The organism is Enterobacter cloacae complex sp. ECL411 (assembly GCF_021869665.1).
Lineage (GTDB): Bacteria > Pseudomonadota > Gammaproteobacteria > Enterobacterales > Enterobacteriaceae > Enterobacter > Enterobacter intestinihominis.
Map to the genome: position 1 here is coordinate 258,362 of NZ_CP091487.1, position 25,378 is coordinate 283,739.

The 25,378-nt window shown below is 46.4% G+C and carries 36 protein-coding genes and 1 pseudogene; 29 read left to right on the forward strand and 8 right to left on the reverse strand.

From position 1 onward, the window contains the following. Positions 1–150: 150 nt before the first annotated feature. The 15 genes from L3069_RS24195 (at position 151) to L3069_RS24265 (ending at position 11,091) form a co-directional block, all read left to right on the forward strand. Complete coding sequence (locus tag L3069_RS24195) at positions 151–378, forward strand: hypothetical protein (protein WP_000336109.1); 228 nt, start codon at positions 151–153, stop codon at positions 376–378. Positions 379–556: 178 nt separating this feature from the next. Then, positions 557–877 carry a hypothetical protein gene (locus L3069_RS24200; RefSeq protein ID WP_000071366.1) on the forward strand — a complete coding sequence of 107 codons (321 nt, stop codon included), beginning with the start codon at positions 557–559 and terminating at the stop codon, positions 875–877. A 516-nt stretch (positions 878–1,393) separates the two neighbouring features. Then, entirely contained in the window at positions 1,394–1,705 is a 312-nt protein-coding gene (locus L3069_RS24205; protein ID WP_001165367.1) for a DUF957 domain-containing protein, read from the forward strand. Positions 1,706–1,709: 4 nt separating this feature from the next. After that, complete coding sequence (locus tag L3069_RS24210) at positions 1,710–2,201, forward strand: DUF3085 domain-containing protein (protein ID WP_001371932.1); 492 nt, start codon at positions 1,710–1,712, stop codon at positions 2,199–2,201. Positions 2,202–2,753: 552 nt separating this feature from the next. After that, positions 2,754–2,957 carry a hypothetical protein gene (locus tag L3069_RS24215; RefSeq protein WP_000781547.1) on the forward strand — a complete coding sequence of 68 codons (204 nt, stop codon included), beginning with the start codon at positions 2,754–2,756 and terminating at the stop codon, positions 2,955–2,957. Between the two features lie 54 nt (positions 2,958–3,011). Then, the gene (locus L3069_RS24220; protein WP_000551490.1) at positions 3,012–3,236 is read left to right on the forward strand and encodes a hypothetical protein; all 225 of its coding nucleotides are present in this window, start codon (positions 3,012–3,014) and stop codon (positions 3,234–3,236) included. 39 nt (positions 3,237–3,275) lie between these two features. After that, the gene (locus tag L3069_RS24225) at positions 3,276–3,476 is read left to right on the forward strand and encodes a hypothetical protein (protein ID WP_000814953.1); all 201 of its coding nucleotides are present in this window, start codon (positions 3,276–3,278) and stop codon (positions 3,474–3,476) included. A 222-nt stretch (positions 3,477–3,698) separates the two neighbouring features. Then, positions 3,699–4,010, forward strand: coding sequence for a hypothetical protein (locus L3069_RS24230; RefSeq protein ID WP_000633161.1), 312 nt, complete (start codon positions 3,699–3,701; stop codon positions 4,008–4,010). Positions 4,011–4,063: 53 nt separating this feature from the next. Then, positions 4,064–4,240, forward strand: coding sequence for a hypothetical protein (locus tag L3069_RS24235; protein WP_000802040.1), 177 nt, complete (start codon positions 4,064–4,066; stop codon positions 4,238–4,240). Positions 4,241–4,385: 145 nt separating this feature from the next. After that, positions 4,386–4,667, forward strand: coding sequence for a hypothetical protein (locus L3069_RS24240; RefSeq protein WP_000703842.1), 282 nt, complete (start codon positions 4,386–4,388; stop codon positions 4,665–4,667). Between the two features lie 216 nt (positions 4,668–4,883). Continuing rightward, positions 4,884–5,489, forward strand: coding sequence for a hypothetical protein (locus L3069_RS24245; protein WP_000137794.1), 606 nt, complete (start codon positions 4,884–4,886; stop codon positions 5,487–5,489). A gap of 430 nt (positions 5,490–5,919) precedes the next feature. After that, positions 5,920–7,260: an ISNCY family transposase gene (locus L3069_RS24250; protein WP_000589001.1), complete on the forward strand. Its 1,341-nt coding sequence runs from the start codon at positions 5,920–5,922 to the stop codon at positions 7,258–7,260. Between the two features lie 421 nt (positions 7,261–7,681). Further along, positions 7,682–8,920, forward strand: a complete 1,239-nt coding sequence (locus tag L3069_RS24255) for an IS110-like element ISEsa2 family transposase (RefSeq protein WP_000219087.1) — start codon at positions 7,682–7,684, stop codon at positions 8,918–8,920. A gap of 475 nt (positions 8,921–9,395) precedes the next feature. Further along, positions 9,396–9,968, forward strand: a complete 573-nt coding sequence (locus L3069_RS24260) for a cytochrome b/b6 domain-containing protein (RefSeq protein ID WP_001515348.1) — start codon at positions 9,396–9,398, stop codon at positions 9,966–9,968. A 199-nt stretch (positions 9,969–10,167) separates the two neighbouring features. Beyond that, positions 10,168–11,091: a cation diffusion facilitator family transporter gene (locus L3069_RS24265; protein ID WP_000167917.1), complete on the forward strand. Its 924-nt coding sequence runs from the start codon at positions 10,168–10,170 to the stop codon at positions 11,089–11,091. A 121-nt stretch (positions 11,092–11,212) separates the two neighbouring features. On the opposite strand, the pseudogene L3069_RS24270 reads toward L3069_RS24265, so the two are convergent. Further along, positions 11,213–11,329 (reverse strand): annotated as a pseudogene (locus L3069_RS24270) (hypothetical protein); the annotation flags it as partial. 24 nt (positions 11,330–11,353) lie between these two features. Between L3069_RS24270 and relB the strand changes: the two are divergent. The 3 genes from relB to L3069_RS24285 all read left to right on the forward strand — a co-directional run bounded on the left by relB (position 11,354) and on the right by L3069_RS24285 (position 12,110). Next, a complete protein-coding gene (gene relB / locus L3069_RS24275; RefSeq protein ID WP_000534858.1) occupies positions 11,354–11,593 on the forward strand; it encodes a type II toxin-antitoxin system antitoxin RelB in 240 nt (79 codons plus the stop codon). Beyond that, positions 11,593–11,880 carry a type II toxin-antitoxin system mRNA interferase RelE gene (relE, locus tag L3069_RS24280; RefSeq protein ID WP_000323025.1) on the forward strand — a complete coding sequence of 96 codons (288 nt, stop codon included), beginning with the start codon at positions 11,593–11,595 and terminating at the stop codon, positions 11,878–11,880. Before relB ends, relE begins: the two co-directional genes overlap by 1 nt. A gap of 71 nt (positions 11,881–11,951) precedes the next feature. Next, complete coding sequence (locus L3069_RS24285) at positions 11,952–12,110, forward strand: type I toxin-antitoxin system Hok family toxin (RefSeq protein ID WP_001447866.1); 159 nt, start codon at positions 11,952–11,954, stop codon at positions 12,108–12,110. A 608-nt stretch (positions 12,111–12,718) separates the two neighbouring features. Here the strand turns inward: L3069_RS24285 and L3069_RS24290 are convergent. The 5 genes from L3069_RS24290 to L3069_RS24310 form a co-directional block, all read right to left on the reverse strand. Continuing rightward, the gene (locus L3069_RS24290) at positions 12,719–13,039 is read right to left on the reverse strand and encodes a hypothetical protein (RefSeq protein WP_000332796.1); all 321 of its coding nucleotides are present in this window, start codon (positions 13,037–13,039) and stop codon (positions 12,719–12,721) included. Between the two features lie 281 nt (positions 13,040–13,320). Further along, positions 13,321–13,524, reverse strand: a complete 204-nt coding sequence (locus tag L3069_RS24295; RefSeq protein WP_001015183.1) for a hypothetical protein — start codon at positions 13,522–13,524, stop codon at positions 13,321–13,323. Between the two features lie 46 nt (positions 13,525–13,570). Continuing rightward, the gene (locus tag L3069_RS24300; protein ID WP_000743059.1) at positions 13,571–13,921 is read right to left on the reverse strand and encodes a hypothetical protein; all 351 of its coding nucleotides are present in this window, start codon (positions 13,919–13,921) and stop codon (positions 13,571–13,573) included. Between the two features lie 59 nt (positions 13,922–13,980). Further along, positions 13,981–14,583 (reverse strand): hypothetical protein, encoded by a 603-nt coding sequence (locus L3069_RS24305; protein ID WP_012695474.1) that lies wholly within the window; start codon positions 14,581–14,583, stop codon positions 13,981–13,983. Positions 14,584–14,678: 95 nt separating this feature from the next. Further along, on the reverse strand, positions 14,679–15,623 hold the full coding sequence (locus L3069_RS24310; protein ID WP_000778029.1) for a DUF5417 domain-containing protein: 945 nt from the start codon (positions 15,621–15,623) through the stop codon (positions 14,679–14,681). Between the two features lie 510 nt (positions 15,624–16,133). On the opposite strand from L3069_RS24310, the gene L3069_RS24315 reads away from it, so the two are divergent. The 11 genes from L3069_RS24315 to L3069_RS24365 all read left to right on the forward strand — a co-directional run bounded on the left by L3069_RS24315 (position 16,134) and on the right by L3069_RS24365 (position 23,177). Then, complete coding sequence (locus L3069_RS24315) at positions 16,134–16,310, forward strand: hypothetical protein (RefSeq protein WP_001371930.1); 177 nt, start codon at positions 16,134–16,136, stop codon at positions 16,308–16,310. A 416-nt stretch (positions 16,311–16,726) separates the two neighbouring features. Continuing rightward, on the forward strand, positions 16,727–17,911 hold the full coding sequence (locus tag L3069_RS24320) for a hypothetical protein (protein ID WP_001272971.1): 1,185 nt from the start codon (positions 16,727–16,729) through the stop codon (positions 17,909–17,911). A 65-nt stretch (positions 17,912–17,976) separates the two neighbouring features. Next, entirely contained in the window at positions 17,977–18,258 is a 282-nt protein-coding gene (locus L3069_RS24325; RefSeq protein WP_000708863.1) for a hypothetical protein, read from the forward strand. Between the two features lie 314 nt (positions 18,259–18,572). Then, positions 18,573–19,274 (forward strand): hypothetical protein, encoded by a 702-nt coding sequence (locus L3069_RS24330; protein WP_004248818.1) that lies wholly within the window; start codon positions 18,573–18,575, stop codon positions 19,272–19,274. A gap of 134 nt (positions 19,275–19,408) precedes the next feature. After that, on the forward strand, positions 19,409–19,705 hold the full coding sequence (locus tag L3069_RS24335; RefSeq protein ID WP_000856246.1) for a hypothetical protein: 297 nt from the start codon (positions 19,409–19,411) through the stop codon (positions 19,703–19,705). A gap of 44 nt (positions 19,706–19,749) precedes the next feature. Then, positions 19,750–20,187: a hypothetical protein gene (locus L3069_RS24340; protein ID WP_000286108.1), complete on the forward strand. Its 438-nt coding sequence runs from the start codon at positions 19,750–19,752 to the stop codon at positions 20,185–20,187. Positions 20,188–20,254: 67 nt separating this feature from the next. Then, positions 20,255–20,791, forward strand: coding sequence for a hypothetical protein (locus tag L3069_RS24345; protein WP_000800251.1), 537 nt, complete (start codon positions 20,255–20,257; stop codon positions 20,789–20,791). 225 nt (positions 20,792–21,016) lie between these two features. Next, positions 21,017–21,385 (forward strand): hypothetical protein, encoded by a 369-nt coding sequence (locus tag L3069_RS24350; RefSeq protein WP_000537761.1) that lies wholly within the window; start codon positions 21,017–21,019, stop codon positions 21,383–21,385. Between the two features lie 432 nt (positions 21,386–21,817). Next, entirely contained in the window at positions 21,818–22,117 is a 300-nt protein-coding gene (locus tag L3069_RS24355) for a hypothetical protein (RefSeq protein WP_000442693.1), read from the forward strand. Between the two features lie 356 nt (positions 22,118–22,473). Beyond that, positions 22,474–22,758: a hypothetical protein gene (locus L3069_RS24360; RefSeq protein WP_001091367.1), complete on the forward strand. Its 285-nt coding sequence runs from the start codon at positions 22,474–22,476 to the stop codon at positions 22,756–22,758. A 65-nt stretch (positions 22,759–22,823) separates the two neighbouring features. Next, positions 22,824–23,177 (forward strand): hypothetical protein, encoded by a 354-nt coding sequence (locus tag L3069_RS24365; RefSeq protein ID WP_000210769.1) that lies wholly within the window; start codon positions 22,824–22,826, stop codon positions 23,175–23,177. Between the two features lie 286 nt (positions 23,178–23,463). Here L3069_RS24365 and L3069_RS24370 read toward each other — a convergent pair whose 3' ends face one another. Both L3069_RS24370 and L3069_RS24375 read right to left on the reverse strand, forming a co-directional pair. Continuing rightward, on the reverse strand, positions 23,464–24,195 hold the full coding sequence (locus tag L3069_RS24370; RefSeq protein ID WP_000338612.1) for a nuclease-related domain-containing protein: 732 nt from the start codon (positions 24,193–24,195) through the stop codon (positions 23,464–23,466). A 1-nt stretch (position 24,196) separates the two neighbouring features. Continuing rightward, positions 24,197–25,378: a S49 family peptidase gene (locus L3069_RS24375; RefSeq protein ID WP_000952985.1), complete on the reverse strand. Its 1,182-nt coding sequence runs from the start codon at positions 25,376–25,378 to the stop codon at positions 24,197–24,199.

The following is a 25,378-nucleotide window of genomic DNA, read 5'->3' on the forward strand; positions in this document are numbered from 1 at the left end:
TTTTATTCAGTAACTTTTATCAAATATGTAGTAATTTACCGGAATCTGCTTCTCCAGCTTGTTAGCTGAAAAGCTTACTCAAGTATAATAATCTACTTCTGATTATGTTTTTTATGGTTTTATTTTTACACAACTTATTAAGGATACATGATGTGTAACTTTACTCCTGTTCAAATTATTGCTGATTATATACTGAGGTTTCTTAAAAATAATACTGATGCCAAGCTTTATGAGGCAATGCAGCGTCTTGAAAAGAAAATTGGTCAGTTTGTCGCTGATGGGGTTGATGAACATCAATTACGCTCTTCATTAAGCAAAGTCTGTCGATCTCGTTCCAGGGCGGCTCTTAAAGAGGAGTGTGAACAACTCATTCCATAAAAAGAACATCATACGGGAAAGTTACTTTAACGGTGAATGGCTCGCTTCTGGCGGTTTAAGTTGACGGCCATTCCTACCATAGCCATCATAAAGTATGATTAGCATTCGAGTGTGGCACTACTAATTTTAATGGGCTACGCATTCAGTCTCCACCTCTCTAACTATAAAGGTTCTTTTCATGTCCAATAGCTTCGATAAGCCGCAAACGCTCCCGGTACATAATTCTGATGCCGAACCCTTTTTTCCGAAAAACCTTGGTCCATTTATCGAGCAGGTATCCGGAAGGGATCTGGCAATGCTCACAGAATCAGAGAAGGAAAAACTTGCGCACCTGATCAGAACTGGGCGTAAATATGGAGTTTCTGTCGCTATCGTTCCTGATACAGATTCTGCTGAGCTTCATGAATTACTGTCTAATGCCGATTCCATTGAAAGGCAGTTTTCCATCTATGAACGCATCCAGACGAAGATTGCGTTCACGCGGTGTCAGGAAGCATAAACAAAGTGAGAAATACAACTACGTGGTATGACGTAGAACATATTGAAATCACCACAGGCGAGCGAGGCGGCAGGATATGGGTGCTGAAGCTCTCCTGTGGCCATACAGTATTTCGCCGAATACCTCCTATACGTCTTCATAACCTCACAGCTTTTTCTCTGCGGGAGCCCCCAGAAAAATGTCGGTGCTCTCTTTGCAATTCAAGTCCATAATAAAGCCTTTTTAAAGGCCACAAACTGCATATCACAGGATAAATCATCCTCTACAGCGTTCATTCTTAAACGCAAAATTTATATTTCATTCATTCTATTTTAAAAGCGTTATAAAAGACGGAATCCTATTTAGTCTGTTTGATGCTTAAATCATCTTCAGTGCCTTTTATCTTTTACCCAGCGACTTTAACATTAACCTGAGCAGAAAACTTGTTTTCAAACTAAGTTCGAAAACTTTCTGCTCAGGTTATTAGCCGGGTAAGCCACTTTGTTATATTTGTTTCATGTTAACAGAGGAGGCGATATGCAAATTGAAAAGGTGATGTCATTACTTGAAGTGCTTTCAAGCTGGCTTGAAGATAACATCAATATGGATTCTGAAATTATCTTTGATAATGACGAAGATAATACCAACTCAGAAATTCTGTATCCTGCTGTAGAAAAGGCTAATGCCGTTTTGCGCAAAATGGCATCTTTATCTTCAGATTCTGTTCATGCAATTCGACAGCGCTTGCAGCTTGCCGTAGAAGGCAAAGCTGAATTGTCCCTCAAGGATGTGGGAGAGCTTCTGCTGGCAACAAAGTATCTGATGTTGTCCACTGAAGAGGGAGAGTAAGCCTGTGACCACTCTCGTATTTGAAATGGCAGATATCAATAAACTGATCGAAGAAATTCGCACCGCAAAAACGTTTTCGGTCACCCCAGATCAGATCTATGACCCGGCATGCTATCCGGGGGGAGCCCTCCTTAACGCTGAGGGACAGACTGAAGAAGAGGCGCGTAAAGCTGGTAGGGTTTTCTTTCCCTCATCCTCAAAAATTGCCAGCACACATCTGGTGCCAAAAGTGCTTCTCGCGCACAGTCATGGTGTATACCTGATCACTAATGCTGAGCTTGAGGGCTCTCCCGCATCCCGCGATACTGTGGCTTACGCCCAGGGGATGAATCCAAAACTGGATGAGGACTGGGATTACGCTTGTGATGCCGCTTTGGGTGGGTCTGATTGTAGCTATACCATTCCCGTTGAGTGGCTGGAGTTAGCGGTAGAGCAGGGTTTTCAGGAGTTTCGACTTCGAATGAGTGAAACCAATATCAAACTTGTCAGCAAATAGTATGTCCTTGCTGTTTCCAGTCAAACATTGTCCGCCAGTCGAGCTGCTGGCGGATTGTTTTATATAAGGCCGGGAAGGTATGTCAGGTTTAAGCAGTTCCGCCCAGAAGCTTACAAGGGCGCAGATTTACGTGTTAAGACGGATGGCATCCGGCACGATCTATGATATCTCTGGCAATTTCAGACGGGCCAGAGAACGGCGTACGTTTATGGGGAATCCTGATGATGTGACGTGCAGGAGCTCTCCGGTCCTGTTCCGGCTGGGCCTCGTGGAGTTATGCCAGCCAGTAAGGCATCTGGAGCCAGGTTTATACTATCGGCTCAAGTTGAGCTCCTCAGGGCATGAAGCTCTTAAGGCGAACGCACACCTCTAACATTTGAGATAGTTCGTTCGCAGCCAGGAAAGTAACTTTCATCTCAAGTGTGACCCTTACTACCTCATTTATGAGTAAAACCCCCCTCTGATATGTCGAAAATGCTCATTTATACGAAAATAGTTTCTCTTCAGGTGTGATGTAATTACTGAGAATTCTCCCTGAATGGAAGGCAACCGATGAAAATGTTTTTTACCCCTTATGTTCGTATCGTTTTCTATTTTTGCGCATTGATTTTTATTGTTTACAGTTTCAGTGATTTTTTCCAGGGCGTCCCTGACAGCACCTTCTTCAGTGCGGTCATCACGCTACTTGTTATCGGAACCATTGTTGCCCGGCATCTGGATCGCAAAAAATCTCTCAAATATACTTCACAGATTTAAGTTTCCACTCAGGCCACTCTCGGGTGGCTTTTATAATTTAATAAGGACCGGTTCATGCATAACCACGAAATTCAGACCATTGCTATATTTAGTGCCCAGTATAAAAACATCGAAGATGCTGAAAATGCAGGTGCTTTATATTCAGTAGATATTGAATATCCGATGACACTAAATGATTTATCGCGGCTTTGCGACTCTATTGCCGAAGCAGTAGGTGTGCCTGGCGGCGTCAAATACCAGTTCGTGTCCCAGCCGGAAGCGCATGAAACCAGCTTCTGATAACCAGTAACCAAACTGCCTAAAAGCAGGTGCAAAGCCATGAAACAAACAAAGTCTTCTATGTCACGTATTGTGCAGCTGTACGACGGGAGCCGATACGGAAACTGCGAGCAGGCTGATAACGAAGGAGAGCTTTTTACGGTGGTGTTGAATAAGCCTTCGCAGATCGATGACATCCGTAAAATCGTAGACACAACCGCCGAAGTACTTGGCAAAGCTTTGCCAGTACTCCTCTTTTAAAGCTTACATCCGTGAAGGATAATTACGGTCTTACTACTTTCAGTTTTTCATTCCAGTGCCGTCCATTTTAATTTATCGATTTTAAGCGGTCGGCGCTATTTCATTGTTTCTTTTCCGACTGTAATTCCTTATATATAGGAATATTTCAAAGAATTTATCTCAGGTTATTTGTGGCGTGGTGCCAGTTGTTATAATGATTCCACATAATCTGGAGAGTCAATCATGATCACATCTCTAATGAATTTCCGCGATTTAACCGGAGAGGCAGTCATCCAGGCGCGGCAATGCGTTATTAATGCTGAGATCGAAGCGGCCCGGGAAAAGGTAATTCATGCTCGTTCGTTATTCAAAGCGGGTATACATAATGTTGTAAACGGTAGTTCTGGCATTAAGGCTGCGGCAGCACATTTTCTGGTGATAAAACGTTTACAGACTGACACTCGGTATCTGGACGCGGTTATCACTGATAACCTTTGCATGTTTTCTCCTGAGGGTTATCTGTATCTGTTTATGCAACAACGTTATTTCCTATAAAACAATGGGTTAGGTAAGTATCTTTCCATTAAAAACATTAAAAAGGTGACTTGATGAAACCATTTGGACTTGCCGGAAAACCCCGGCCCGAACCTTGCGGCTGCTGCTGGTATACCCGTGAGGACTGCCCTTACGTCAGCGCAAAACAGATCTATCGCCGCAGGCAGCGCAAGGCAGAACGCCAGCGTCAGCGCAGCACCATTGTGATGGCCGTTTCTGAATTTCGCTGACCTCTTCTGGAAATATCATTTTTTCTCCAGAAGAATTTTAAAATAAAGGGAAATCTTTTCACGGGTATCTGATGTTTATTGTTTATGGTAAATTGCGCCACATTAATTGTTTGTGGCGCAGTTCGTGATGGCTTAAGGATATAATATGAAAATCAGCCAGCTGGAATCCGGGATGCAGGTTTGGTCTGTAACCCGTACCAAAATGGGAAATACCACCATTTCAACGGTCATTGTCCACCCCGTTGTCATTATTGAAATTCATGATAACCATGTGATTGCTCGCTGGAACGGCAATGCACCACGTCGGTTTGGAGAAACGGCTATCAGGGGCTGGAAGAAGGAGAAGCCACTGCTTGTCCGTGAGCCTTTCGGAAATGTTCGTCTGGCCACCCGGGCTGAAAAAACCGCTATGCAGGAAAAAGAGTAATACCCCCTTTTAGCACCCACAATTTCACCGTCCATCTGCCTTTAACCTTGCCTGTTATTAACGGAATCCTTTCTGACTGGGCGGATCCCACGCATAACCTGAACTGTTGGCTAACCGTCTTACAGCCAAATTCCCTCCTTTATCTGGCAGGAGTGCGTCCGTGAGCTCTGTATGATCTACGTGTTTGTTAAGTAGAGCACATAACAGGAGTGGGGTATGACTGAATTAAATAAAAGCCCGTCCGGTTTTTCCGGAGCTGATGTCAGTAAAGAACAGGCTGCCATAAGGGCACTTGTAGAAAGAGTAGTGACCAACTATCGCAGCCGGACAGCACCTGATCGGGTTCAAAAGGCTTCGGTAGCGTTTAATGGGGGATTAATCCTGACCCTGATGCTGGCCTTGACGCTATTGGGCTACCTTGTGGCGGAATTGCTCAGGGGGTATGTTGCGGATAGTTCACCCTATGTGCCCGGTCTAAGTTATTCGCAATTTTCGATGCTTATGGTCGTTGAGCTGTGTCTATGCTTTCTTGCATGGTTTTTGGTTGTCACAGGGGACTATCCCCGGCCGTGGATATTTCAGGTAGTCCCGATGGAGCAGTACTGGTTCTTTGACGAAGTGGATGACGACGATCTTGCCCGGCTTTCCTGTAACCCTTACATCAAGCGCTGGCTACTTGATGAAATGTCCGGTATTCATCGACTGACCTACACGAGGCTGCATGATCGACTGGAGCGCATCTGTAATATTGCATCCCATCTCGAATACAGCCGTATTCAGGCACATAAGATTTCCCTAATCAACGGAAGCAGTGCCTCCTGATCCTACCATTGCATCCGGAAATTAAACGGGCAGGAACTGCACTGTATGTTCCGACCCAGCAGCTGCCCGTTACCCTTTTCTTTAGTATAAAATGACTTTCGCCGACAACCGGAAGTGAATCATGTCAAATAAATGAAAAATCAGTAATTTATGTAGGCGGGGTGTTTGGCTGATCAGGGCAGGGTGGTATAATAACGCTGGTGCTGGAGGCTTTTGCCCCAGCCAGCGGTAACACTGTTTGACTGTGGTAAAAGCAGAAAGCCCCGAGTAATTTTTCAATTAACCCGAGGCCCCTGTATGCTAGTCACATTCAGAGTAGCCTCTTGCCTGCTTAAATGCAAGGAGAAGAAGGCCATTGTTAACACCAAGCTGTAATGTCCCCTTTGAACCATTCTAAAATGTCCCCAGACAATTCTCTGGGGGATTTTTCATGATCAAAGAGACTGTTACGATGAGTCATAAGGAACTCGACCGACTTCACATTATTCAGGAGTCACTTAATCGCCATATTACTCAGGAACAAGCTGCGGCACGCATTGGCATTTCTATTCGGCAGGTTAAACGTCTGGTGCAACGGTATAGAAATGAAGGGCCTTCTGGTCTAGTTTCCCGCCGACGTGGAAAGCGTCCCAATAATTCCTTTTCTACCGAATTCAGAGCAACAGTAATTTCACTCCTCAAAGGCCGCTACGCTGATTTTGGACCTACGCTTGCGTGCGAAAAATTGCGCGAGATACACGGCTTGTGTTTATCCATTGAAACTCTCAGGAAGTGGATGGTAGAGGAGGGCATATGGCGCGAACGTCGTCGTAAGTTTGCCCGAATTTATCAGCGCCGGATGCGGCGCCCATCCTACGGTGAACTCATCCAGATTGATGGCTCGCCTCATGACTGGTTTGAAGGTCGGGGCCCCAAATGCACACTGATAGTCTTTATCGATGATGCTACCAGCGCTCTGATGGCGCTACGATTCGCTCCTGCAGAAACAACCCGGGCTTACATGGAAACCCTCCGGGGTTACCTTAATGATCATGGCGTACCACTGGCTCTCTATTCTGACAGACACAGTATATTCAGAGTAAATAACCCGGAGCGGGAAGGAGAGTTGACTCAGTTCACACGTGCGATAAAGACACTGGGCATCGAGCCAATCCATGCCAACAGCCCGCAGGCAAAAGGGCGGGTAGAGCGTGCCAATCAGACACTGCAGGACAGGCTGGTCAAAGAAATGCGGCTTCAGGGTATCAGTGATATTGAAACAGCAAACGCATGGTTGCCGACCTTTATTGAAGCCTATAACAACCGGTTTGCTACGCCGCCTCGTATTGCTGATAACGCCCATCTTGATGTACACCATTCTGAAGAGGAACTGGGTTATATCTTCAGCCTCCAGGCGAAGCGCGTTCTCTCCAAAAATCTCACTTTCCAGTACAAAAGCAGTGCGTTTCAGATTCGCAGTGAAGGCCGGGGATATCGACTTCGGCATTCGGTTGTCACGGTATGCGAAAGCTTTAACGGTGAAATTAAGGTTCTGTATGATGGGAAAGCGTTGGGATGGGAAAAATATGTTGATGGCCCGGAGCCTATACCACTGGATGATGAAAAAAGTGTCCATGAACGTGTGGATAATGCCCGTTTTGATTTACGCTCAAAATTCTACGTAAAACCTAAAGCTGACCATCCTTGGCTCACGCGCCGCACGCAAAGTAATCAGCAAGTGAAGCCCCCTAAATTACCCAGAAAGAAGGCTGATCCCGATAAAATGGACTGAAACCAGGCGTTATTCAGTTGAGTGCATATCCAGTCATAGGATAGATTCTTACGTAGCGTTTCTGGCGTGCATTTTCGGGTGGTTTGTTACTGTTTTTAACGGGGACACGTCAGAAACGCGCTCAGGCCGTCTGAGCGGTACGCGTAATGCGGCGTTATGGTAAATAGCCTATGCTAATGTCCGCTAAGAGCGAGATATAGTCATTCGTACCCTGAGAATTACACTTTGAAGTGATTCAGGGTATGCGCTTACTGGTTACGAATATTGAGCGAGAATCATGTGATGATCGCCGCTTTTCTTTCGAGCCAGTAGGTGCTCCACGTTCGCTAACGAATACTCAGGGCATGCAGATAAACTGCTGGCTATATTTCTTTCGAAGAGCGTGGAATGCATACCAATCCCCGATAAAAAGGAGTTGGTGATGACTGTGACTAATCAATTTGCTGCGCACGTTGGTCTGGACTGGGCTGATAAAAAACACGATGTCTGTGTTCAGTTTAAAAACGGTGAACGCGTATTCGATGTGATTGAACATACAGCAGAAGCGCTTGATGCCTGGCTTACTGAGTTACACCAGAAAGTAAAAGGTAGAATCGCAATAGCTCTCGAACTGAAGAAGGGCCCCGTGGTATATGCTCTTCAAAAATACCCCTTTATCACCGTTTTCCCCGTCCACGCATTGTCCCTGGCTCGTTATCGGCAAGCCTTCTCGCCCAGCGGCGCTAAAGATGATCCGCAGGATGCCGAGCTGGCATTAGAGTTAATGCTGCGTTACCCCCAGAAGATAAAAGCTATTGAACCCGACAATGCGGATATTCGCTTACTTCAGCAACTGGTTGAGCAACGTCGTCAGTTGGTTGAAGATAAACGACGCTTTGTGAACCGGATAATCAACACGCTTAAACAGTATTATCCTCAGCCACTGGAGTGGTTCTCACATCGGGGTAGCTTACTGTTGTGTGAGCTGATTATCCGGTGGCCCAGTCTGCAACAACTGAAACGAGCCAGACGCGACACGATCCGCAACTTTCTGAATGCCAAAGGTGGTCGCGCTATGGCCCTTACCGAGCAACGTGTTGCGAGTATTGATAATGCGATCCCATTGACTACAGACCCGAGTGTTATAGAGGCTAATGCTTTGATGGCAGCAGCACTGGCGACACAAATTAAAGTCGTGAGTGAAATCATCAAAACCTATGACGAACGAATCGAAACGCTGTTTGACACATTGCCAGATGCGGGGCTGTTCAAATCACTTCCGGGCATGGGACCGTGCATGGGCCCACGGATGCTTGCTGCACTTGGTGATAATCGTGACCGGTTTAACAGCGCTGAAGAAATTCAAAACTACGCAGGTATAGCACCGGTGACCGAACGAAGCGGCCAAAAATCATGGGTTCACTGGCGATGGCAATGTGCCAAGTTCGTCAGGCAGACCTTTGTTGAATGGGCTGCCAAGACGGTTAATTCATCATACTGGGCCAAACTGTATTATCAGGGCCTTAGAGAAAAGGGCAAATCTCATCAGTCTGCGATCCGGGCACTGGCGTTCAAATGGATAAGGATCATTTACCGCTGCTGGAAGGCCAGAACCTGTTATGACGAAGCGAAATATTTGCTGGCTCTCGAAGCGAGACACTCGCCCTTACTGAAGCCATAAAAAGCTTGTCGAATGTCTCAGGGCGTGAAGCGGACATTGCAGACTGCCCAGTAGAAAAAGTGCTATCAGAATTATCTAAAGGAAGATCGTATTTACCATGTCTCATTCTAACTGTTTAATAAATTACAAAAATTAAAATTTCCATTTAATATCATCGCGTTAAGCAAGAGAATTAAACCTCTCATTTAATTTATGATTCTTATTTAATTCATGAGTTGGTGTAAAAATAGGTTGCCGCACTATAGAAAGACACATATTTAAACCCAGCAGGAAATCATATTTGAAAGTAATGTGTTTAAGGGGCTGCGTAACAAGAACAGCAAGTAAACACATAGTAATAACAGTTACCATTCCCATTTCGCAAGTGGCCATATCAGAGGTGAACTAATGCCTGCTGCAATTTTAAGAATTAAGGTTATCCTAATAATTCTTTTGTATGATTAAGATCATCGATAAATTTACTAAGGACTCATTAATGAAATTGCGACTCTGGAATCTATTACCCCATGATTACGCTCCTTTTTTTCGTATTCTTCACATCATTGTGGCATTTCTAATATTATCACAAATTATTAACTCTAATCTGACAGAGACCGAAGCAATTGGTGAACATAGTCTTGAAGGAGTTATAACCTGGATGCACATTATTTCAGGGTTAGGACTGATTATTTGTGGTTTTATTATGTTAAGTTGGATGCTTACTCAAAGAGGTTTTACTTATTATTTTTCATGGGTAGGGCTTGACTTTAGTGGTATTAAGCAAGATATAAAAACGTTGACTAGTTTCCGACTGCCCGATGCACATTCGGGAGGTATTGCCAGTACAATCCAAGGATTTGGAGTTCTAGCATTGCTAATTGTAGCACTTTCAGGTGGCCTATGGTTCTTGTTGAATACCATGCAGTCAAATCTGGCTGAAACAGTAATCCACTGGCATAAGTTCTTTACTACTTTCATTGAGGTCTATTTTTATGCACATGGTGCAATGGGAGTTTTGCATATTTTAATTGAAAAATATAAAAGCCGCTCAGTTAACCTAAGTGACTAATCTGTTGTGAGATAATATTACTTCAAGTTGAAGAAAACCCTAAAAATAAAATTTAGTTTACTAGAAGATGAAACAGCACTTGCAGAGACTTTTTAATTAAATTTAATAAAAACGAAAAAATATTCATGGCGAAATGATTGTTTAATTATCTATCATGGATAGAAATGTGAGTTAGTCGTCCTATTTTAGGAAGTTAATAATGACTAAAACAAAAGGGTTACCTCGTCCGCTGACGCACTACGCTTGGCTTTCCATTGCCACGGCTATTGCCACTATCGGACTCAAAGGTGTGGCGTGGAAAATGACCGGTTCGGTCGGTCTGCTATCTGATGCCATCGAATCCGTAGTTAACCTCGCAGGAGCCCTAATGGCGCTCTGGATGCTGACCTTGGCTGCGCTTCCGGCCGATGAGAACCATGCATATGGGCACGGCAAAGCCGAATATTTCTCGAGTGCTTTCGAAGGATTTCTGATCCTATTGGCGGCAGCCAGTATCGCCTATACCGCAGTTGAGCGGATGTTAACTCCACAGCCGCTTGAGGAGATTGGTCTCGGATTACTGGTTTCAACAGTCGCATCAATCCTTAATTTTGTGACGGCTCGCATTTTGTTAAGGGCTGGCAGGCAGCACAACTCTATCACTCTTGAGGCAGATGCTCATCACCTGCTGACCGATGTCTGGACGTCGGTCGGTGTCATTTTTGGTGTCGGACTGGTTTATCTGACCGGCTGGTTTTGGGTCGATCCGATCGTTGCATTGCTGGTCGCAGCCAACATCGTTTGGACTGGTTATCAGCTTATGAGTCGTTCAGCTGCAGGTCTGATGGACGTATCGCTACCCACGGAAGAACTCAAAAAAATCGAGTCACTGCTGGCAGGATATCGTGAACAGGGGCTTGATTTCCATGCACTACGTACACGCCAGGCTGGCGGGCGGGCGTTTATGACAATGCACATCCTAGTTCCTGGGCGATGGACTGTTCAATATGGGCACGACTGGGCCGAGCGTATAGAGAATGATATCCGCACCGCACTGCCTTTTATCCATATCACCACTCATGTGGAACCGTTGGAAGATCCCGCGTCAATGAACGACCAAACGCTCGACATTTCTGATCACTAAACTAACCACATGTCGCTGGTCGGGCAGGGTAACAAACCTCGCTCTACAAAAATTTCAGGTATTCTCTATAATTCTGAGGGTACTTGATGTGACCTGCGCCCAATTGTTGGGCACGCAATATTTTTAAAAAGTCCGCTTCTGGCACAAAGCGGACAGTGATCACCGTTCTTACGACTACTTTCTGACTTACTTCGTGACTTGCCCTAAGCATGTTGTAGTGCGATACTTGTAATGACATTTGTAATTACAAGGGGTGTAAGACATGGGTAGCATTAACCTACGTATTGACGATGAACTTAAAGCGCGTTCTTACGCCGCGCTTGAAAAAATGGGCGTAACTCCTTCTGAAGCGCTTCGTCTCATGCTCGAGTATATCGCTGACAATGAACGCTTGCCGTTCAAACAGACACTCCTGAGTGATGAAGATGCTGAACTTGTGGAGATAGTGAAAGAACGACTTCGTAATCCTAAGCCAGTACGTGTGACGCTGGATGAACTCTGATGGCGTATTTTCTGGATTTTGACGAGCGGGCACTAAAGGAATGGCGAAAGCTGGGCTCGACGGTACGTGAACAGTTGAAAAAGAAGCTGGTTGAAGTACTTGAGTCACCCCGGATTGAAGCAAACAAGCTCCGTGGTATGCCTGATTGTTACAAGATTAAGCTCCGGTCTTCAGGCTATCGCCTTGTATACCAGGTTATAGACGAGAAAGTTGTCGTTTTCGTGATTTCTGTTGGGAAAAGAGAACGCTCGGAAGTATATAGCGAGGCGGTCAAACGCATTCTCTGAACCAAAGCATGACATCTCTGTTTCGCACCGATGGTGACACTTCTGCTTTGCGTTGACAGGAGAAGAAGGCCATGAAAATGCCGAACCAACCCATTGTTTTGTGCATATTAATAGTTTGTTTAACGCTGTTGATATTCACCTGGCTCACACGAAACTCGCTTTGCGAGTTGCGGATGAAAGACGGAACAAGGGAGGTATCTGCTATCCTGGCCTACGAATCCGGTAAGTAGCTGACAAAGAGGGGGGCAACCCCCTCTTTTCGGGGTGTGGATTAGTATGCCATCGGCACCTTTTGAAAGGGTTTCTCCAGTCGGGGAAACCCTTTTTTCCTCCCGTCTTGTGGCATATAGCCTTTTGTATAAATCAAGAACCAGACCCAAAGAGTCCCACTTCACGCAAACCGTTCAAAAGCCTTAGCGTAATCCAGTCGGGAAAAATTTCACCGGTGCTCGTCCGGGCACGTACCGGAAACAATGGACTTCTCACTGGTCGGTAGCTCATAGAACGTAGCCATTGCGGTCAGTCCTTATTCTGTACCCAGTAGAGTTTTATGGCCGTCTGGCAAATCGTTCAAACATTGTCATTTCTGTTCTCGCTGCATCCGGTCAAATGATACGGTGAATTCAGCTCATGGGCATTCGCATCGCAGTCTACGAAGGCACCAGAAGTTTGAGGATGTTACGCAAAGAACAGTTATCAGGTTTGCTGGTGGGCGTAATGCCTACCTCTACTTTACTTCATAGGGATTCTTCTGCGGGGAAGCAAGAATTGACTCAACGTTGTCCGGTCGTACCAGATTTGTCGCGGAAAGCGCCTTTTTGTGAGGGGGGCCGCAGCGCTAAACCTTTTCCTGGAACGACATGAAGGACAGCAGAGCGTCCGCCCTGGAGGACAGCTCAATACAGTCTCCACGCTGCGGTTCTATCTCTTCGTCAATGGTTTCATTGTACCAAATACGCAGCCGCCATCCCTTCGCAGGGAAAGCGCTCTGCATCGCCAGGACCATCCCCTCCGGCGACAGCAGTTCTCGACAGAGGTAGCAGGCCCCGATCCGGGTTGAATCCCGCAGCCACATTACGGGATACTCTTTAACCAGTTGGTCATACACGCATTCTGCCATATGAAAGTAATTTTCGTCAGCCCTGCAAAAATCACACATTCGATTTCCTTAAATGGTGTTCATCGAGATAATTCAGAAAGTTGATTCGCCAAACTACGGGGCATTTCTTTAATGGCGGAGCTTTACATCACTATTTCTGTCATTTTCAAATCCGCCGGATACAGCAATAATTGCACCGAACAGCGGTTTGAACTGCAATGCATCCGTAGGGTATGCGACAATAATAAGGCTCTTCCCGTACTCTTAAAAATGGAAGAGTTTAAAACCCATACTGCTGGGATGAGCGAAGCACGGTACATTATGCCAGCGTATAAGGGCCGTCATAACTTGTTTTTTTCTAGAACACGGCGAAGTTTTCTTACCTGGGAAGCTGTGGAAAGCGTACCGGTTCGGGGATGGCATGCGCTTGCCTTTTCACCTGGTTTGAGTACATAGGCTAATGCCAGCTCGTTCAGAGCCGCCTCAGCTTTCAACAGGGCCTCAATGGCCGTGTTCAGGTATACAGTTCGGCTCTCATGGTTCATCAGGATTTTCCTCACAAGGGTAAAAATGACAGGCGATACCTGCCGTTTACCCTTTGTCTCCGTTAAGAATGGCATCACGGCAGGCTTCCCAGATTACCTGGGCATTAGCATCACACTCCACGAACCCGCCGCACTGATCGTATATCACCTGGTATACCTCAGGGGGAATCTTCCCAGGCGCAACCGGAGTTGAGCGTTTGCCTTTATGAATCTCATCTGCGGTATCACAGACAGCGTCGAGATGCCGCGACATCCACTCAGATAATTTCAGACCCTCTCGATTTGCCTGTTTTACATAGCGAACCTTTCTGGAAACCGTAGATCGCATCTGAATCTGTGTCACAGCTGGCACATCTTCTTTCATGGCATTCTGTAATGCAGCTTTGGGCTTTTTCATGTTCATGGTTGCTTTAAATTATTCTGGAGTTCGTCTGATATAAATGCTGACGTGATCTGTCAGCGTTGCTTAAATAGTTTATCGCCTTCCGCCAGTTCGCCGTTGAGCTGTTCAATCACGCTCCAGATGAGCCGATCATCCGGCGTTGAGCCTGCACACTCTTTCACGACCGCCACGGGTCTAAATTCTTCAGGGTCTGCCTGCCCGGAGGTGAAGAGCCTGCTCTCAATCCAGTGGGCCCCCTCTGTGCAGCAGTGGCAACTGGTTTCAGGTGGTTCATCCAGACCGTCCACTCCACAGGCTGAGCAGGTGAACAGTTTGCGAGACCCACCAGCCAGTGGCGTATCGCAAGCTGCTGGAAGTGCGCCAGCATTGCGCCAGTACAGCACATGATTTGAATCGTAGCAGTGTCCATGAAGCAGAAGCGAAACGCCGCAACTGCGAGTTTCAATGGCTTTGCCTGTGCCAAGGTATTGCCCGATCTCGTCCCATACGTCCACTAAGGTGTCAGGCAGCGGACGCGTAACAGGGAACTTAGCGCAGTCGTCCGGGGTGCCTTTAATGCAGCAGAGGGCCGAATACGCAAGCTCCTGCATTTCGTAGGAGTACTGACCACATACCACGCGTTCCAGTTTGTCGATTAGTTGTTCTTTATTCATCATACTCAGCCTTATTAAACAAATTCATTACGCCACTGGCACCATCTGGCCGGAGCAGACTGCGGCCCGGTAGTAGAGCCGCAGGGGGTGTCGCTGGACTAACAGGTGCTCAGTGAGTCCCGCACTTCCTCATGACTGGTCATTTTCAGAAGAAGCTTTCCAGGGCAGCGTGGTTCCGCCTGTGAACGGGTGACGTCTTCGTTGATTGCCTGGATATGAGCAGATTCAACGGTCCGACGCTGTACGACATGGTTGCTCAGGTTGAATTCGCACTGGAGCCTTCTGGCATCAGAATCCGCGTTCATTGCAATACGTTCATCAAAGCGGCGGTTCATTCGCAGAGCCTCTTCGTGAGCTGCATCAACAAGGGTGCGTCTGGTGACATAGTCGTTACCAGCAAAAAACGATAGCTGAGCGTGTTCCGAAGAGTAGTCGGAGCTTCCCTTACAACGGGCAATCGCGGCTTCAGAGTGCAGGATTAATGAACTCAACCGTGAACAGACGTCATTGATGGTGCCGGTTTTCAGACAGTCGTGGATAAGTGTCCAGGCGGAAATGCTCAGCGGGCGGCTGGTGATCACATAGGGATTGTAATGATCAACCGTTACGATAGTACGCAGTGAATGAAGCGATTCGGACTGCGTACGTAAGTCACGGCGAACAGTACATGCCACCGAGGCAACATCTTTACATTCTTTGTCGGACATCGAGTCCAGTACGCGGATCTCCACCTCTGCCGCCTTTGAGGCGATATGCGCACTAATCTCACCCTTAAGACGTTTGTAGTCAGCCTTGAAGCTTCCCACGCTGTCAATATCGATCCAGTAACCACAGCTGTAACCAGCATTACCAAACTCGTCATCTTTCTCATAGTTCGGACAGCCGTCATTGCTCCAGCCAGCTTTTTCCAGCAGCTCGTCAATAGCGACCAGCTCAGCCATTGGTGCATGTTCGATAATGAAATAATGGACACGGCCCCAGGCATATGCGCGTGAACGGCCATCAACAGAAGTATCAGAAGTCGTCTGACGGGAAAGTTTCATGAGGTACTCCAGTTCTGCCCGGTACCGCCGGGGCGGTGGTGCGAAAGCCGCACCATGAATGACACTATGATCCTCCTAACTTCTATTGTCAATACAATTGAAGTGGCGTTGTATTTATTCATTATTTGGACCCGGCTCGTACGGAACGACCGTCGGGACTTGCCAATTATTCTGCGGTGAGCAGGGGGAAGGGAACATCCCACCGCTTGTTTCAAGATGTACAGCCAAGGAGGGCGCAGAATGCCTGACAGAATCATCGTGCAGCGGTAGCGAAAGACCTGACAAACGGGAAAAGTATCCTTTTATTCCAAAGCCAACCTCAGCTTTTAATGTCGCCAGTACGTTTCTTAAACATGCCAAATCGGTCTCTTATACGGCCGGATGGGCCCGATGAAAACGATAAAATGAGAAACAGAACCCGACACATCGCTGCTCTCTGGGAAAGCCGGTCAGCAGATGGAGCGCCAGGAACTAAATCCGCTGGTTTTAATAATGATTGAGGAGAACAAGATGAAAGATAACAAGACACGTCCTGTAGACTCGTATGCTCATGCTGATTTCATGGAGTCCGTCTTCAGCAACCTCAGGGCTTTCTGTGATGCGGAATGCCAGCGGCTAACTGCCGGTTATCCCCCAACTGTCAAACCAGAACAGCAAAGCACTGACGGCCAGCTGTCGGCGGCATAAATCATTACCTGCCAGTTCGTTCAAATTTCCGCTTCCTTAAGCCCGGGCCAAAAGCCCGGCTCAATCCAAAAACTGAACGTACCGGTTTACCTCTATATCTCCTCAATCCCCTGCGACTTACAAGAGACCCGCACCGGTTTAGCCATTCCTGTCCTGCCACTCTCTCATCACTGGCCCAGACAACCGGAAAAGTAACTTTTCTCTCCGACTCACCTTCTGAACCAGCTATTTTGCTTAAACGTAAAAACGGCCCACTGTTGTGAAGATTTAAAACGGACGGATCGAGTAGTATTGTCTCAGGAATTTTTTTTAAGAAAAGTTACTTTTTCTTCTGTGCAACCTATTAGAAAAAATGTCGAACCTGGTATTGTTGTGTTGTAGCGCAGTTAAACAACCAACCAAAAGAGAGAACAAAAATGTCCGCAATCGAAACTGAAGTAAAAAACAACAGCAACGAAATCAGCCTTCGTGGTTACCTGGAACGCACTGGTAACGGTGCCCGTAAAGGTAACGGCCTTATCATTGACCCTTCGGTTGTTGTAGAGCAGGAAGGCTTTAACACCCGCACGGCCGGTATGGGCGAGCTCTACTATTCAATGCCTCACGTTGTGGAACACCTGAACAGCCTGGCCGATGCCTACATGGAAGACCCGTTCAGCGTGACGCCTATCGTTGTTCAGATGGTTAATGGCGTACCTGTACTGCGTCAGGGGGCTTGCCGTATCCGTTCCATCGCTATTGCAAACCGCCAGCTGGAAGCAGAAGGGCGTGAACGCATTACTCGTATTCGCTGCGAAGAGTTTCGCGGTAGCGCTTCAAAAGCAGAACTCTTCACCCTGACCGGCAACTCCAACCTGGCGCTGTCTGTCGTAGCTGAAGCGCTTTCAATTAAGCGTCTTGTTGAAGATAAAGAAGAGCCTAAGACCTTTGCGGAACTGGCAAAAAAACGTGGTAAATCAGAGCAGCATCTTCGCCAGATGGTTCGCGTACTGGACCTGCCTTCTGAACTACAGACCATGCTTGTGAGCGATCAGGTGAGCATGTACGTTGCGCTGGACGAGTATATGTACAGCGGTGAGGATGCGGTAGATAACATCAACAAGGCGATCTCCATCTATGGTAAAGCGACGAAAAACACGCTGAAATTCGTCAAAGCTGCCAAGGTAGAAGAGCGCATGGCAGATCCGCAGACTCCGGAAAACTCCGGTGATGAGCAACCGGCAGGTAATGCTACCGTTAACACCCCGGTACCGGATCAACTGAATGATGAAAGCAATACAGAGACGCTGGTTACGCCACCGGTACAGGAACCAGCTCCGGCTCCAAAGGACAGCGCTCCTAAACAGAACCCGGCAGGTAAAGCACCATCCATGTCCAGCGTTCTGAACAAAAAGACCGTGACCGTCATTGCCGACACCGCGATCCCGATTTTTGAACGTATTGCTGAAGAAGCCAAGCTTAAAGAAGGTGAATCTGTCAGCACTGATACTTACACGCTTGTTCTGACCAATGATGAAATGAACGATATCATCAATGCTCATGCTGACCTGAAAGAGTACCTGCGTAAGCATGCTGAGAAGATGAATAAGGGACAGGCATGATTTTCTGACCGACCCCTCCATCCGGACGGGTCGGTAACTTTTTCAGGACAAGGGGAAACAGGGCAATGAAGAAGGCTTTTATCAACGTAGACAAGACTAACCCACTGCCAGTCCTGACGGATTCGGTGACCCGGGTAAGTATTCAGTGCACGGCAAAAGATGAAAACGGGGCAGGGATCGAAGTGAACATCCTCGACCTGATTCAGGATCATGATACGGATGAAGTGAAAGTGCAGTTTGGGAGCTCGCCTGTTCAGGCTCTGGCGATGCTCCGCCGGGTTATGACAGCACTGGAAAAGCAGGCAAATGCAGAACTGCAACAGAATTCCTGCTCGCGTATGCAGTAAACGGTAAAAGCAGAATGTTCCCTACTGGATAAACCCGGTGGACCTCACGGAGAGCAAGTCACCGAATGGTTCACTGTTAAGTGATATACATCCGGATTTATAAGGTTTTGCAGCATCCGAATAGGCAATAAATAGAATTATTTTGATTTATCTCAGCAAGGAAATGGAAAGCTACCAGATTTTAGGATAGCGAAATGCCTGTATCGCTACTCTGCTGAATTAGAAATGATTTTAAACGCAATGCATAATGATAGAATAGCAATGCCTTTAATTATTTGTCACGTCTGAATTATATGTAGACTTACGGAGAGGATATGGTAATTACTTATTCATTATCGGAAACGTTTAATATGTTTTTACGCGAGATTATTGCATCTGGACTTGCAGTTTTTTGCGCATGGTGCGTTTTGTGTCTTTTCTCTGATCAGGAACGAGGTAAAGAGGTTCCTGTTTCTATGAAAAAAATAACTTCAAAGTCAGCTTTCTCCTACTTTATCAGTTCTCAAATTGCCGCTTTTATTATCTCCTTGTTGGGTTCAATCTTAAGCACGAAATGGGACAACATCGTCTGGAATGATGAAATAAGACAGTTTTATCTGCATGTAGGATTTGGGCTGGTAGCTTGTGTATTCTGTCTGCTTGTAATCTTGCATGAGAAATTTATCAAAAGAAATTTAAATGTTTATTCTGGTTATTGTGGTTCACTGGCAGTTAGTCTCACAGGAATCTTTGTACTTTGTGCGTTATATCTGACATTTTCATTACCATTTCATTATGAAGAACGTCTACTTAATGATGCATCCTTGGTGGCTTCGGATGGCGTTGAAAATTCAGTCGTTTTTGCAGACGGTCGTTACTGGGTTTTTGAACTGGGCTTACCATATTTCAAACAGTCATTGCTCAAAGAGGTAAGAAGGGGCAGGTACCAGCTAATCTGCACTACAGAAAAAAAAACAACATGCTGGTCTGGCAAAAAACTTCCCGAAAAACCAACCTCTTTGAAAGCTAGTTCATAAAGATTTAAACTGCTCGCTTAAATCCACACTGGTCCAATTTTGAAAATTTATTGTGTTTTTAAAAGAAATTACAGTGTGGGTTATTAGCCAGTAGGTCGGAGTTTTATATAATACCCAAAAACACAGGAGGTATTATGAAAACCAATCTGGCCTATGCATCTAATTGCTCCGATTCTGTCTACTCCTATATTTATCAGGCACTGCAACAACGCTCTGGTGCCGAGAATGAAAGCCTTTATCAGCAGGCCATTTCCAGCTGCTGCACAGATAAACAAAAAAAGAAACTGGCCGGGTATTATGCCGGTCCATGGCAGCTGCTATTCAACGCGTGGTGTAACAATCGCGTCCCTAACACAGCGGTGCTGGCCCTTTTACTCCAGCAGTGCTTATCTCATTTCCAGTGCGAAGAAGTGATCGCAGCCTGGCAGTAACCCTATCAAGCCCCTTCGTATAGCGGAGGGGCAGGAGATATCTCATGTACAGAAACGACAGAAACGTGGATTCCTTCAACCTGGTTAATGCTCTTCAGCCGGTCTTTCGTAACACCGGCTGTGGGATGTTTGAATATGATCGTAAAAAGCAGAATGAAACCGCTGATTCAATCTTACGAGCGTTGGCGTTAAATGCCGATTTCGCGAGGGCCTTAAAACAGTACGTCCGGATTAATTCTGTACGACGGGTTGTTCAGTTCGATGACGGCTCGGTTCGCTATGGTATTCATGCCGAATTTGAAGGGCATAATAAAATTAATTCCTTCCGTATTTTTAAAGATGAAGATACAGACGCATTTGACTCCTATTTTTATTCGGTTTGCGATAATAAAGCTGAGCTGGTGGATTTTAAAATGGACTCTCTCGATATTCAATTGCAGGCAGTTTTTGAAAAGGTGACAGGTATTTTTCTGTCACATTAAATATTCAAATTTTCAATCCTCGGGCTGATAGACAAAAAACGCACTTTAGAATATAGATGAGATGAATATGAAAAACGTAAATATTTTGGATACCGATATTGCGGCCATTAATGCTCTTTCTGGCGTAGAACTGACTGACTTTCTCACTGCCGGGTATCAGGTAAACTGGTTAGGAGAAAGGGAGGTTTCGCTGGTGGGCTTTCCGTGTTTAGCAAGCAACAAGCAGCCGGTAGAAGTTGGTCCCGGCATTTTCATTAATCGCGTGTACAGCAGAGACAGCCAGTCTCTGAGCGGGAAATTGCGCTATGACCTGTCTAATGGTCTGGCAACGAGTGCATTTTCATTTTTCTCCCAGTCAGGCTGGTATGGGGGATTCCGTGTCGTATCTTTCCGTGACAACGGGCCAGCTGCGTTAATCAACATTGGTATTGTCCATGAGAATGTTTTGAATGCATTTTGTGCTGACTTCCCCCGGGCCAATGTGAGCGTAACCCGTTTTCATTGTGGCATGACGCTTGAGCAGATCCGAATGTTCATTTCAGACACTGCTTACGATATGCCGCTTTATAACAACGAGTCTGACTTTCGCAGGCTCGCCAGTTAGCATGGAGGCTGACTTCAGTGCTTACGCCTAAAAGCCGGTGAGCGAGGTGGCGGAACCGGTTGGCTTCGCCCAGTCTTACTTACTTCTCTCAAGGTACTGCGCTGCAAGCGTACGTAAAAAAAGTAAGTAGCTAAATGGCGTGAGCGATTAGTTCTATACGGGAAGAAGTCATAGTATTCTGAAATGATAGTTATCTCATACGAACGATAGTAATGGAGTTTCTTAATGGGCGTTGATATCTGCTGGCGATTTCAAAGGGAAGAAAAGCCTGGTAAATGGATTAATTTATCAAGCAATTATAAAGGGGACCGATCATATCTCCACTTTGCCTGGCTCGGATTTGATGTAGATCGTGAAAGGGCGAGCACATCAGCAGTTTTTATCCACGCATTACGCGGATTACCTGATGATATACCGTCCGAAGATGATGATTTATTCGGTGAACATTCATACTCATGGCTGACTTCGGAAGAAATTTTGTCAGCCATACCACCCGATAACGCCGGAGAGGTGATCCAGGAATTTGTCGAAGAAGTAAAGCGTCTCCACGTGGAGAACGGCAGCGTCCGTTTCGTCTTTGGATTTGAAGGGTAACCCGTAAGAAAGTAGCTATCTTACCCGGCTAGGTCTCCAATCTCTCAGATGCTCAAAGAGGGCCGGGCATGGTGCCCACACATCCCCTACCATTCCGATTTGATATTCGTCTAATACACCCTTTAAAGAAAACAAGCAGACGGCAATGAGACGTCGGATTAGCGTCAGCAAATATGAGACGTCAGTAGTCGATGTTTGTCCTGCGGAACGTGAATCTGTTTACAAGGGGTAAAGCCGTACCATCCATGAGGGCTCAGAGAGCCGGGGTCTCCTCCAGATCACTGGAAGTTATTGACTCTGGCAGGCCTATCCCTATGACTTTTTCCCGGATGGCAAATTAAGAGCGAACAGGGCCAAATTAGTACTCTTTTCTAAACGGAAATACTGAATCACCCTGATATAACTGGTCTCTCACAAGACAGGAGATCATCAATGGAACGTGTAATATTTTCAGTAATCTTTTTTATGATGCTGGGCGTACCTTTTTACCTTCTTTATAAAATTGCCCGGGACATTTTTGGTACCGCCGGTGCTGGTGAGCCTGCACAATTGCCTCAGGGCAAGCAAAGACGCTCAGGAGGCGCTGGTTCGGGTTCGATCTGGCAAGGACACCATCTACAGGGGAGCAGCCATTTGAACCCCCTCGGAGGTGATTGTAATGGTGAAAATAGCATAGCTGGTGGTTGTGATGGTGGCGGTGGAGGAGGTGACGGAGGTGGTGGTGGTGACTGATAGCCTGCAACTTTAACTATCAGGATGAAACCCATGTCCAGCAACCGGAAAAAGAATTCATTTCAACCGAAAAGCCCTGCCTTAAAGTGAAGCGTATTAAACGTGAAGGATGCTGAATTAGAGGGTATCGGTTTTATACTGAAGCGTAACTGGAAGAAGGATCTGAAATTAACTATTACGGAAAAGTAACTTTCTGACTCACCACGTACGCCCCTCGGTTATGCCATACAGTTTGATACGAAAACAGATCAGTAAGTAGATTGCTATACGCCGGAGAGAAGTCTATTTTTCATGCACCGAACCTGTTTGGCCTGCAATGGAAGCAGGTATAATAATCACATACAAAGGAGGGCATTATGAATACATTTTTATACGTGCTTTTGGCCTGGATTGTTGTGCTTTTTATCGCCAACAAACTGCTCGCAAGACGTAAGCCCAATACGGTTAAAATCCTGGTACAGCGCAACGGGAAAGCCGCAGAGGTTGATGCTGTAGTGGTTCAGGGTTCAAAGAGAGCTAACAACAGTTCTGTTGCGGACAGCGACGCGGTAGATAGTTATTTTGAAATGAATCCTTACTCCCGCGAAAACCAGGCGAATGGTTGGGCTATGCTGGCCAGAGACGATGACCAGCTTAAATAATCAGTTGAGTGTGATGTGTAAAGCAGCTTAAAACTCTAAATGGACGAACAGGGGAGGTGACAAAGATGACAACCAATACAACAACGACCACCTACCGCTCAGAAGAAATCGTGCCGTTCAGACGGCCCAAAGGGGATCTGGATAGTCGGTATATGCCTCAGGTGTATGCAATGGTGCGGAACTGGGCAAGTAACCCTGCTCAATATGGTGAGGGTGTACTGGCCTCCTACCGCCAACCGGCAGTAAACCTTGCCTACCAGGTAAAAGGAACTCGTGTTGTTTTAATTCTGGTACCAGTAGAGTGCGAGCCACCTGGAGTGATAATGACGGAAACAGTCCTGTGGCCGTCACTATCACTTGTAGAAGTCTTGCAGACCTTGCAGGAGGCCTGGCAAAATATTCCGGCGTTAAACCCCTGACGACTTCTGTCAATATCACCGGCTAGTGATTTACCTCTCTGCTGGTGGTCAGCCCGCCTAAGTTCAAATTATCTCTTTCTAAATTAGCCCGGATAAAAATCGGTCCCTCTAAAATAGCCTGCCCTGAGTAGGCTACGTCATACAAAGCGTTGGCCAGTCACCAGCTGGCTGGTGGCCATAATGCTCCACAGGATAAACCGTATCAGAACTACGCAAAGAAAAAGCCCCAACAATTTACCGATGGGGCCTTTTGCAGACATTTTACAGCCTTACCAATGATAGAGCGCTAAGGCTTCTGCTTAGTGAACAGACTTGCCCACAGATAATGGATAAAGTTGAGCAGAATGTATGTTACTCGTTGCTCGAATTTCATCGGGGCTTTGTACTTTGTCGTTATGTTATGAATATGAGTAAGGTCCGTATAGAGCCCTGGCGACTTCCTTGTTGACTTCAACACCGAACAGATGTGCTGAACAGACTCCGGTGTGAACAACCGTAGCCCTCGTCGTTGTTTGACTTTATGGATAAAATCGTCCATCCCCATACATAACCATTCCGGCTTGATGCCATCAAACTTACAACGTCCGTTTATGATGACGACATTGATACATTCCAGTTCTCTAGCCTTAAGAGCAGACTGAATAGCCCTGATGTGCCCCTGGTTTTGCTTAAACGGGTTCTGCAACTTGAGGGTTCGGGACTGAGTCCATTTCCGCCAGTGGCTTTCCTCCAGAGTACCGTAGAGCTTGCCTACGTAGTTTTTCTGCTCTATGACGTATATACCATGTGGGGCTACGAGAATGTGATCAACCTGCGTAGTGCTATGAGCCGACAACTGAAAGGTGAGATCACTAAGTAGCCCCTGAGCTTCTTCAGGAAGCCCAGATTCAATTGCCTTTGCAGTCCGCCGTTCCGCTATGGCAGAGGTCATAAATCCCAACAGACACAGCAACACGACGAAAATAAGGATAATGAAAGCTACCCCCGTAATGCTCCACAGCAGATTGAAAGCATCCATGTTACCTCACAGAGGGGTAGCTGGTGGCATTAACAGATTCTACTAAGCGGGTAGTGGTACCGGTAAGGCTCTCAATATTTGAAGACAGGCTCATCAGCATGCCGAGTGCAGAACGGAGATTACGATGAGGCTCATTGTAGTTTTTGAACGTGTCAGTGGAGTACATTTTTGAAAGACGTGTACGGATCTCTACTGACGTAAGATCTCCATCCACCAGGCCGTACTTAACTGCCTGAGGTGTTGGCCATACACGGCCTGAATAGAGAGAAACAGCATCGGCATCATGACGCGAGAGAAGCTTTTTACCCCGTCCAAGTTCAACATCAGTTATAAATTTTTCATGCATCGTGTTCAGGATCTCCTTCTGCATGAACTCCCTCGTTGAATCGGACAATGGGTGGAAGGGGTCAAGAGCATCTTTGAACTCACCGGCCGTAAGGGGCTCATTCTTGACGCCTACTGTGCTCATGATCTCTGACAGATTCCAGTGGTCCATACGCACACCGATAGAACCGATCAGGGCATTACTGTCGGCATAAATTGCATCAGCGGGCGATACCGCGTAATAGCATGCGGATGCGCATATGCCTTTCACACTAACGATGATTGGTTTATATGAGTCTGCGATATCAGAGAAAAAACGACCGGTACCGCTGGAGAGTACTTCGAGGGAGTTTTGCTTCGACCGTGCTTCATCGCCACGTTCTGTGCTCCCGGTTTTGTTACTCTTGTCAGCGGCTACAGATGAAAGAGAGCCACCGGCATCTGATACGCGTTCAATCTGTGGCTGGTGGTTTTTAAGCGCGTTTATCTGGCGGTAAATAATGATGGCGTCAGAGGGACCACCACCACCTGACTCTGCCTCGATAATAACTGCTTTGGCATGGGGATTATTGTAAGCTTTGGCAAGAGCTGTTGCGATCACTGTTCCATCGCCCGTTTCCGAGCCGGTACCCATCTCGCCAGAAATCCGTATTACAGCTATATGGTCTTTCTTCCCTTCAGCGTCCTGCCATTGTTCGTAAAGATTGTAGAAAGAAAACCCTACAGCGGTCATGGCAATTAGCGACATAGCAACTTTTGCCGTGGTATGAATGCGAAACATCTTATAAAAACGGTCAGCGTTATCATTGAGCGATTCTTTGATATTTGTAGGGGACTTCCTTTTTTTACTGCTTAACAT

What these genes read in the sequence shown, in the direction of transcription:
- L3069_RS24195 (WP_000336109.1), top strand. Translation starts at nt 151, where the DNA reads ATGTGTAACTTTACTCCTGTTCAAATTATTGCTGATTATATACTGAGG.
- L3069_RS24200 (WP_000071366.1), top strand. Translation starts at nt 557, where the DNA reads ATGTCCAATAGCTTCGATAAGCCGCAAACGCTCCCGGTACATAATTCT.
- L3069_RS24205 (WP_001165367.1), top strand. Translation starts at nt 1,394, where the DNA reads ATGCAAATTGAAAAGGTGATGTCATTACTTGAAGTGCTTTCAAGCTGG.
- L3069_RS24215 (WP_000781547.1), top strand. Translation starts at nt 2,754, where the DNA reads ATGAAAATGTTTTTTACCCCTTATGTTCGTATCGTTTTCTATTTTTGC.
- L3069_RS24220 (WP_000551490.1), top strand. Translation starts at nt 3,012, where the DNA reads ATGCATAACCACGAAATTCAGACCATTGCTATATTTAGTGCCCAGTAT.
- L3069_RS24225 (WP_000814953.1), top strand. Translation starts at nt 3,276, where the DNA reads ATGAAACAAACAAAGTCTTCTATGTCACGTATTGTGCAGCTGTACGAC.
- L3069_RS24230 (WP_000633161.1), top strand. Translation starts at nt 3,699, where the DNA reads ATGATCACATCTCTAATGAATTTCCGCGATTTAACCGGAGAGGCAGTC.
- L3069_RS24235 (WP_000802040.1), top strand. Translation starts at nt 4,064, where the DNA reads ATGAAACCATTTGGACTTGCCGGAAAACCCCGGCCCGAACCTTGCGGC.
- L3069_RS24240 (WP_000703842.1), top strand. Translation starts at nt 4,386, where the DNA reads ATGAAAATCAGCCAGCTGGAATCCGGGATGCAGGTTTGGTCTGTAACC.
- L3069_RS24245 (WP_000137794.1), top strand. Translation starts at nt 4,884, where the DNA reads ATGACTGAATTAAATAAAAGCCCGTCCGGTTTTTCCGGAGCTGATGTC.
- L3069_RS24250 (WP_000589001.1), top strand. Translation starts at nt 5,920, where the DNA reads ATGATCAAAGAGACTGTTACGATGAGTCATAAGGAACTCGACCGACTT.
- L3069_RS24255 (WP_000219087.1), top strand. Translation starts at nt 7,682, where the DNA reads ATGACTGTGACTAATCAATTTGCTGCGCACGTTGGTCTGGACTGGGCT.
- L3069_RS24260 (WP_001515348.1), top strand. Translation starts at nt 9,396, where the DNA reads ATGAAATTGCGACTCTGGAATCTATTACCCCATGATTACGCTCCTTTT.
- L3069_RS24265 (WP_000167917.1), top strand. Translation starts at nt 10,168, where the DNA reads ATGACTAAAACAAAAGGGTTACCTCGTCCGCTGACGCACTACGCTTGG.
- relB (WP_000534858.1), top strand. Translation starts at nt 11,354, where the DNA reads ATGGGTAGCATTAACCTACGTATTGACGATGAACTTAAAGCGCGTTCT.
- relE (WP_000323025.1), top strand. Translation starts at nt 11,593, where the DNA reads ATGGCGTATTTTCTGGATTTTGACGAGCGGGCACTAAAGGAATGGCGA.
- L3069_RS24285 (WP_001447866.1), top strand. Translation starts at nt 11,952, where the DNA reads ATGAAAATGCCGAACCAACCCATTGTTTTGTGCATATTAATAGTTTGT.
- L3069_RS24290 (WP_000332796.1), bottom strand. Translation starts at nt 13,039, where the DNA reads ATGTGTGATTTTTGCAGGGCTGACGAAAATTACTTTCATATGGCAGAA.
- L3069_RS24295 (WP_001015183.1), bottom strand. Translation starts at nt 13,524, where the DNA reads ATGAACCATGAGAGCCGAACTGTATACCTGAACACGGCCATTGAGGCC.
- L3069_RS24300 (WP_000743059.1), bottom strand. Translation starts at nt 13,921, where the DNA reads ATGAAAAAGCCCAAAGCTGCATTACAGAATGCCATGAAAGAAGATGTG.
- L3069_RS24305 (WP_012695474.1), bottom strand. Translation starts at nt 14,583, where the DNA reads ATGATGAATAAAGAACAACTAATCGACAAACTGGAACGCGTGGTATGT.
- L3069_RS24310 (WP_000778029.1), bottom strand. Translation starts at nt 15,623, where the DNA reads ATGAAACTTTCCCGTCAGACGACTTCTGATACTTCTGTTGATGGCCGT.
- L3069_RS24315 (WP_001371930.1), top strand. Translation starts at nt 16,134, where the DNA reads ATGAAAGATAACAAGACACGTCCTGTAGACTCGTATGCTCATGCTGAT.
- L3069_RS24320 (WP_001272971.1), top strand. Translation starts at nt 16,727, where the DNA reads ATGTCCGCAATCGAAACTGAAGTAAAAAACAACAGCAACGAAATCAGC.
- L3069_RS24325 (WP_000708863.1), top strand. Translation starts at nt 17,977, where the DNA reads ATGAAGAAGGCTTTTATCAACGTAGACAAGACTAACCCACTGCCAGTC.
- L3069_RS24330 (WP_004248818.1), top strand. Translation starts at nt 18,573, where the DNA reads ATGGTAATTACTTATTCATTATCGGAAACGTTTAATATGTTTTTACGC.
- L3069_RS24335 (WP_000856246.1), top strand. Translation starts at nt 19,409, where the DNA reads ATGAAAACCAATCTGGCCTATGCATCTAATTGCTCCGATTCTGTCTAC.
- L3069_RS24340 (WP_000286108.1), top strand. Translation starts at nt 19,750, where the DNA reads ATGTACAGAAACGACAGAAACGTGGATTCCTTCAACCTGGTTAATGCT.
- L3069_RS24345 (WP_000800251.1), top strand. Translation starts at nt 20,255, where the DNA reads ATGAAAAACGTAAATATTTTGGATACCGATATTGCGGCCATTAATGCT.
- L3069_RS24350 (WP_000537761.1), top strand. Translation starts at nt 21,017, where the DNA reads ATGGGCGTTGATATCTGCTGGCGATTTCAAAGGGAAGAAAAGCCTGGT.
- L3069_RS24355 (WP_000442693.1), top strand. Translation starts at nt 21,818, where the DNA reads ATGGAACGTGTAATATTTTCAGTAATCTTTTTTATGATGCTGGGCGTA.
- L3069_RS24360 (WP_001091367.1), top strand. Translation starts at nt 22,474, where the DNA reads ATGAATACATTTTTATACGTGCTTTTGGCCTGGATTGTTGTGCTTTTT.
- L3069_RS24365 (WP_000210769.1), top strand. Translation starts at nt 22,824, where the DNA reads ATGACAACCAATACAACAACGACCACCTACCGCTCAGAAGAAATCGTG.
- L3069_RS24370 (WP_000338612.1), bottom strand. Translation starts at nt 24,195, where the DNA reads ATGGATGCTTTCAATCTGCTGTGGAGCATTACGGGGGTAGCTTTCATT.
- L3069_RS24375 (WP_000952985.1), bottom strand. Translation starts at nt 25,378, where the DNA reads ATGTTAAGCAGTAAAAAAAGGAAGTCCCCTACAAATATCAAAGAATCG.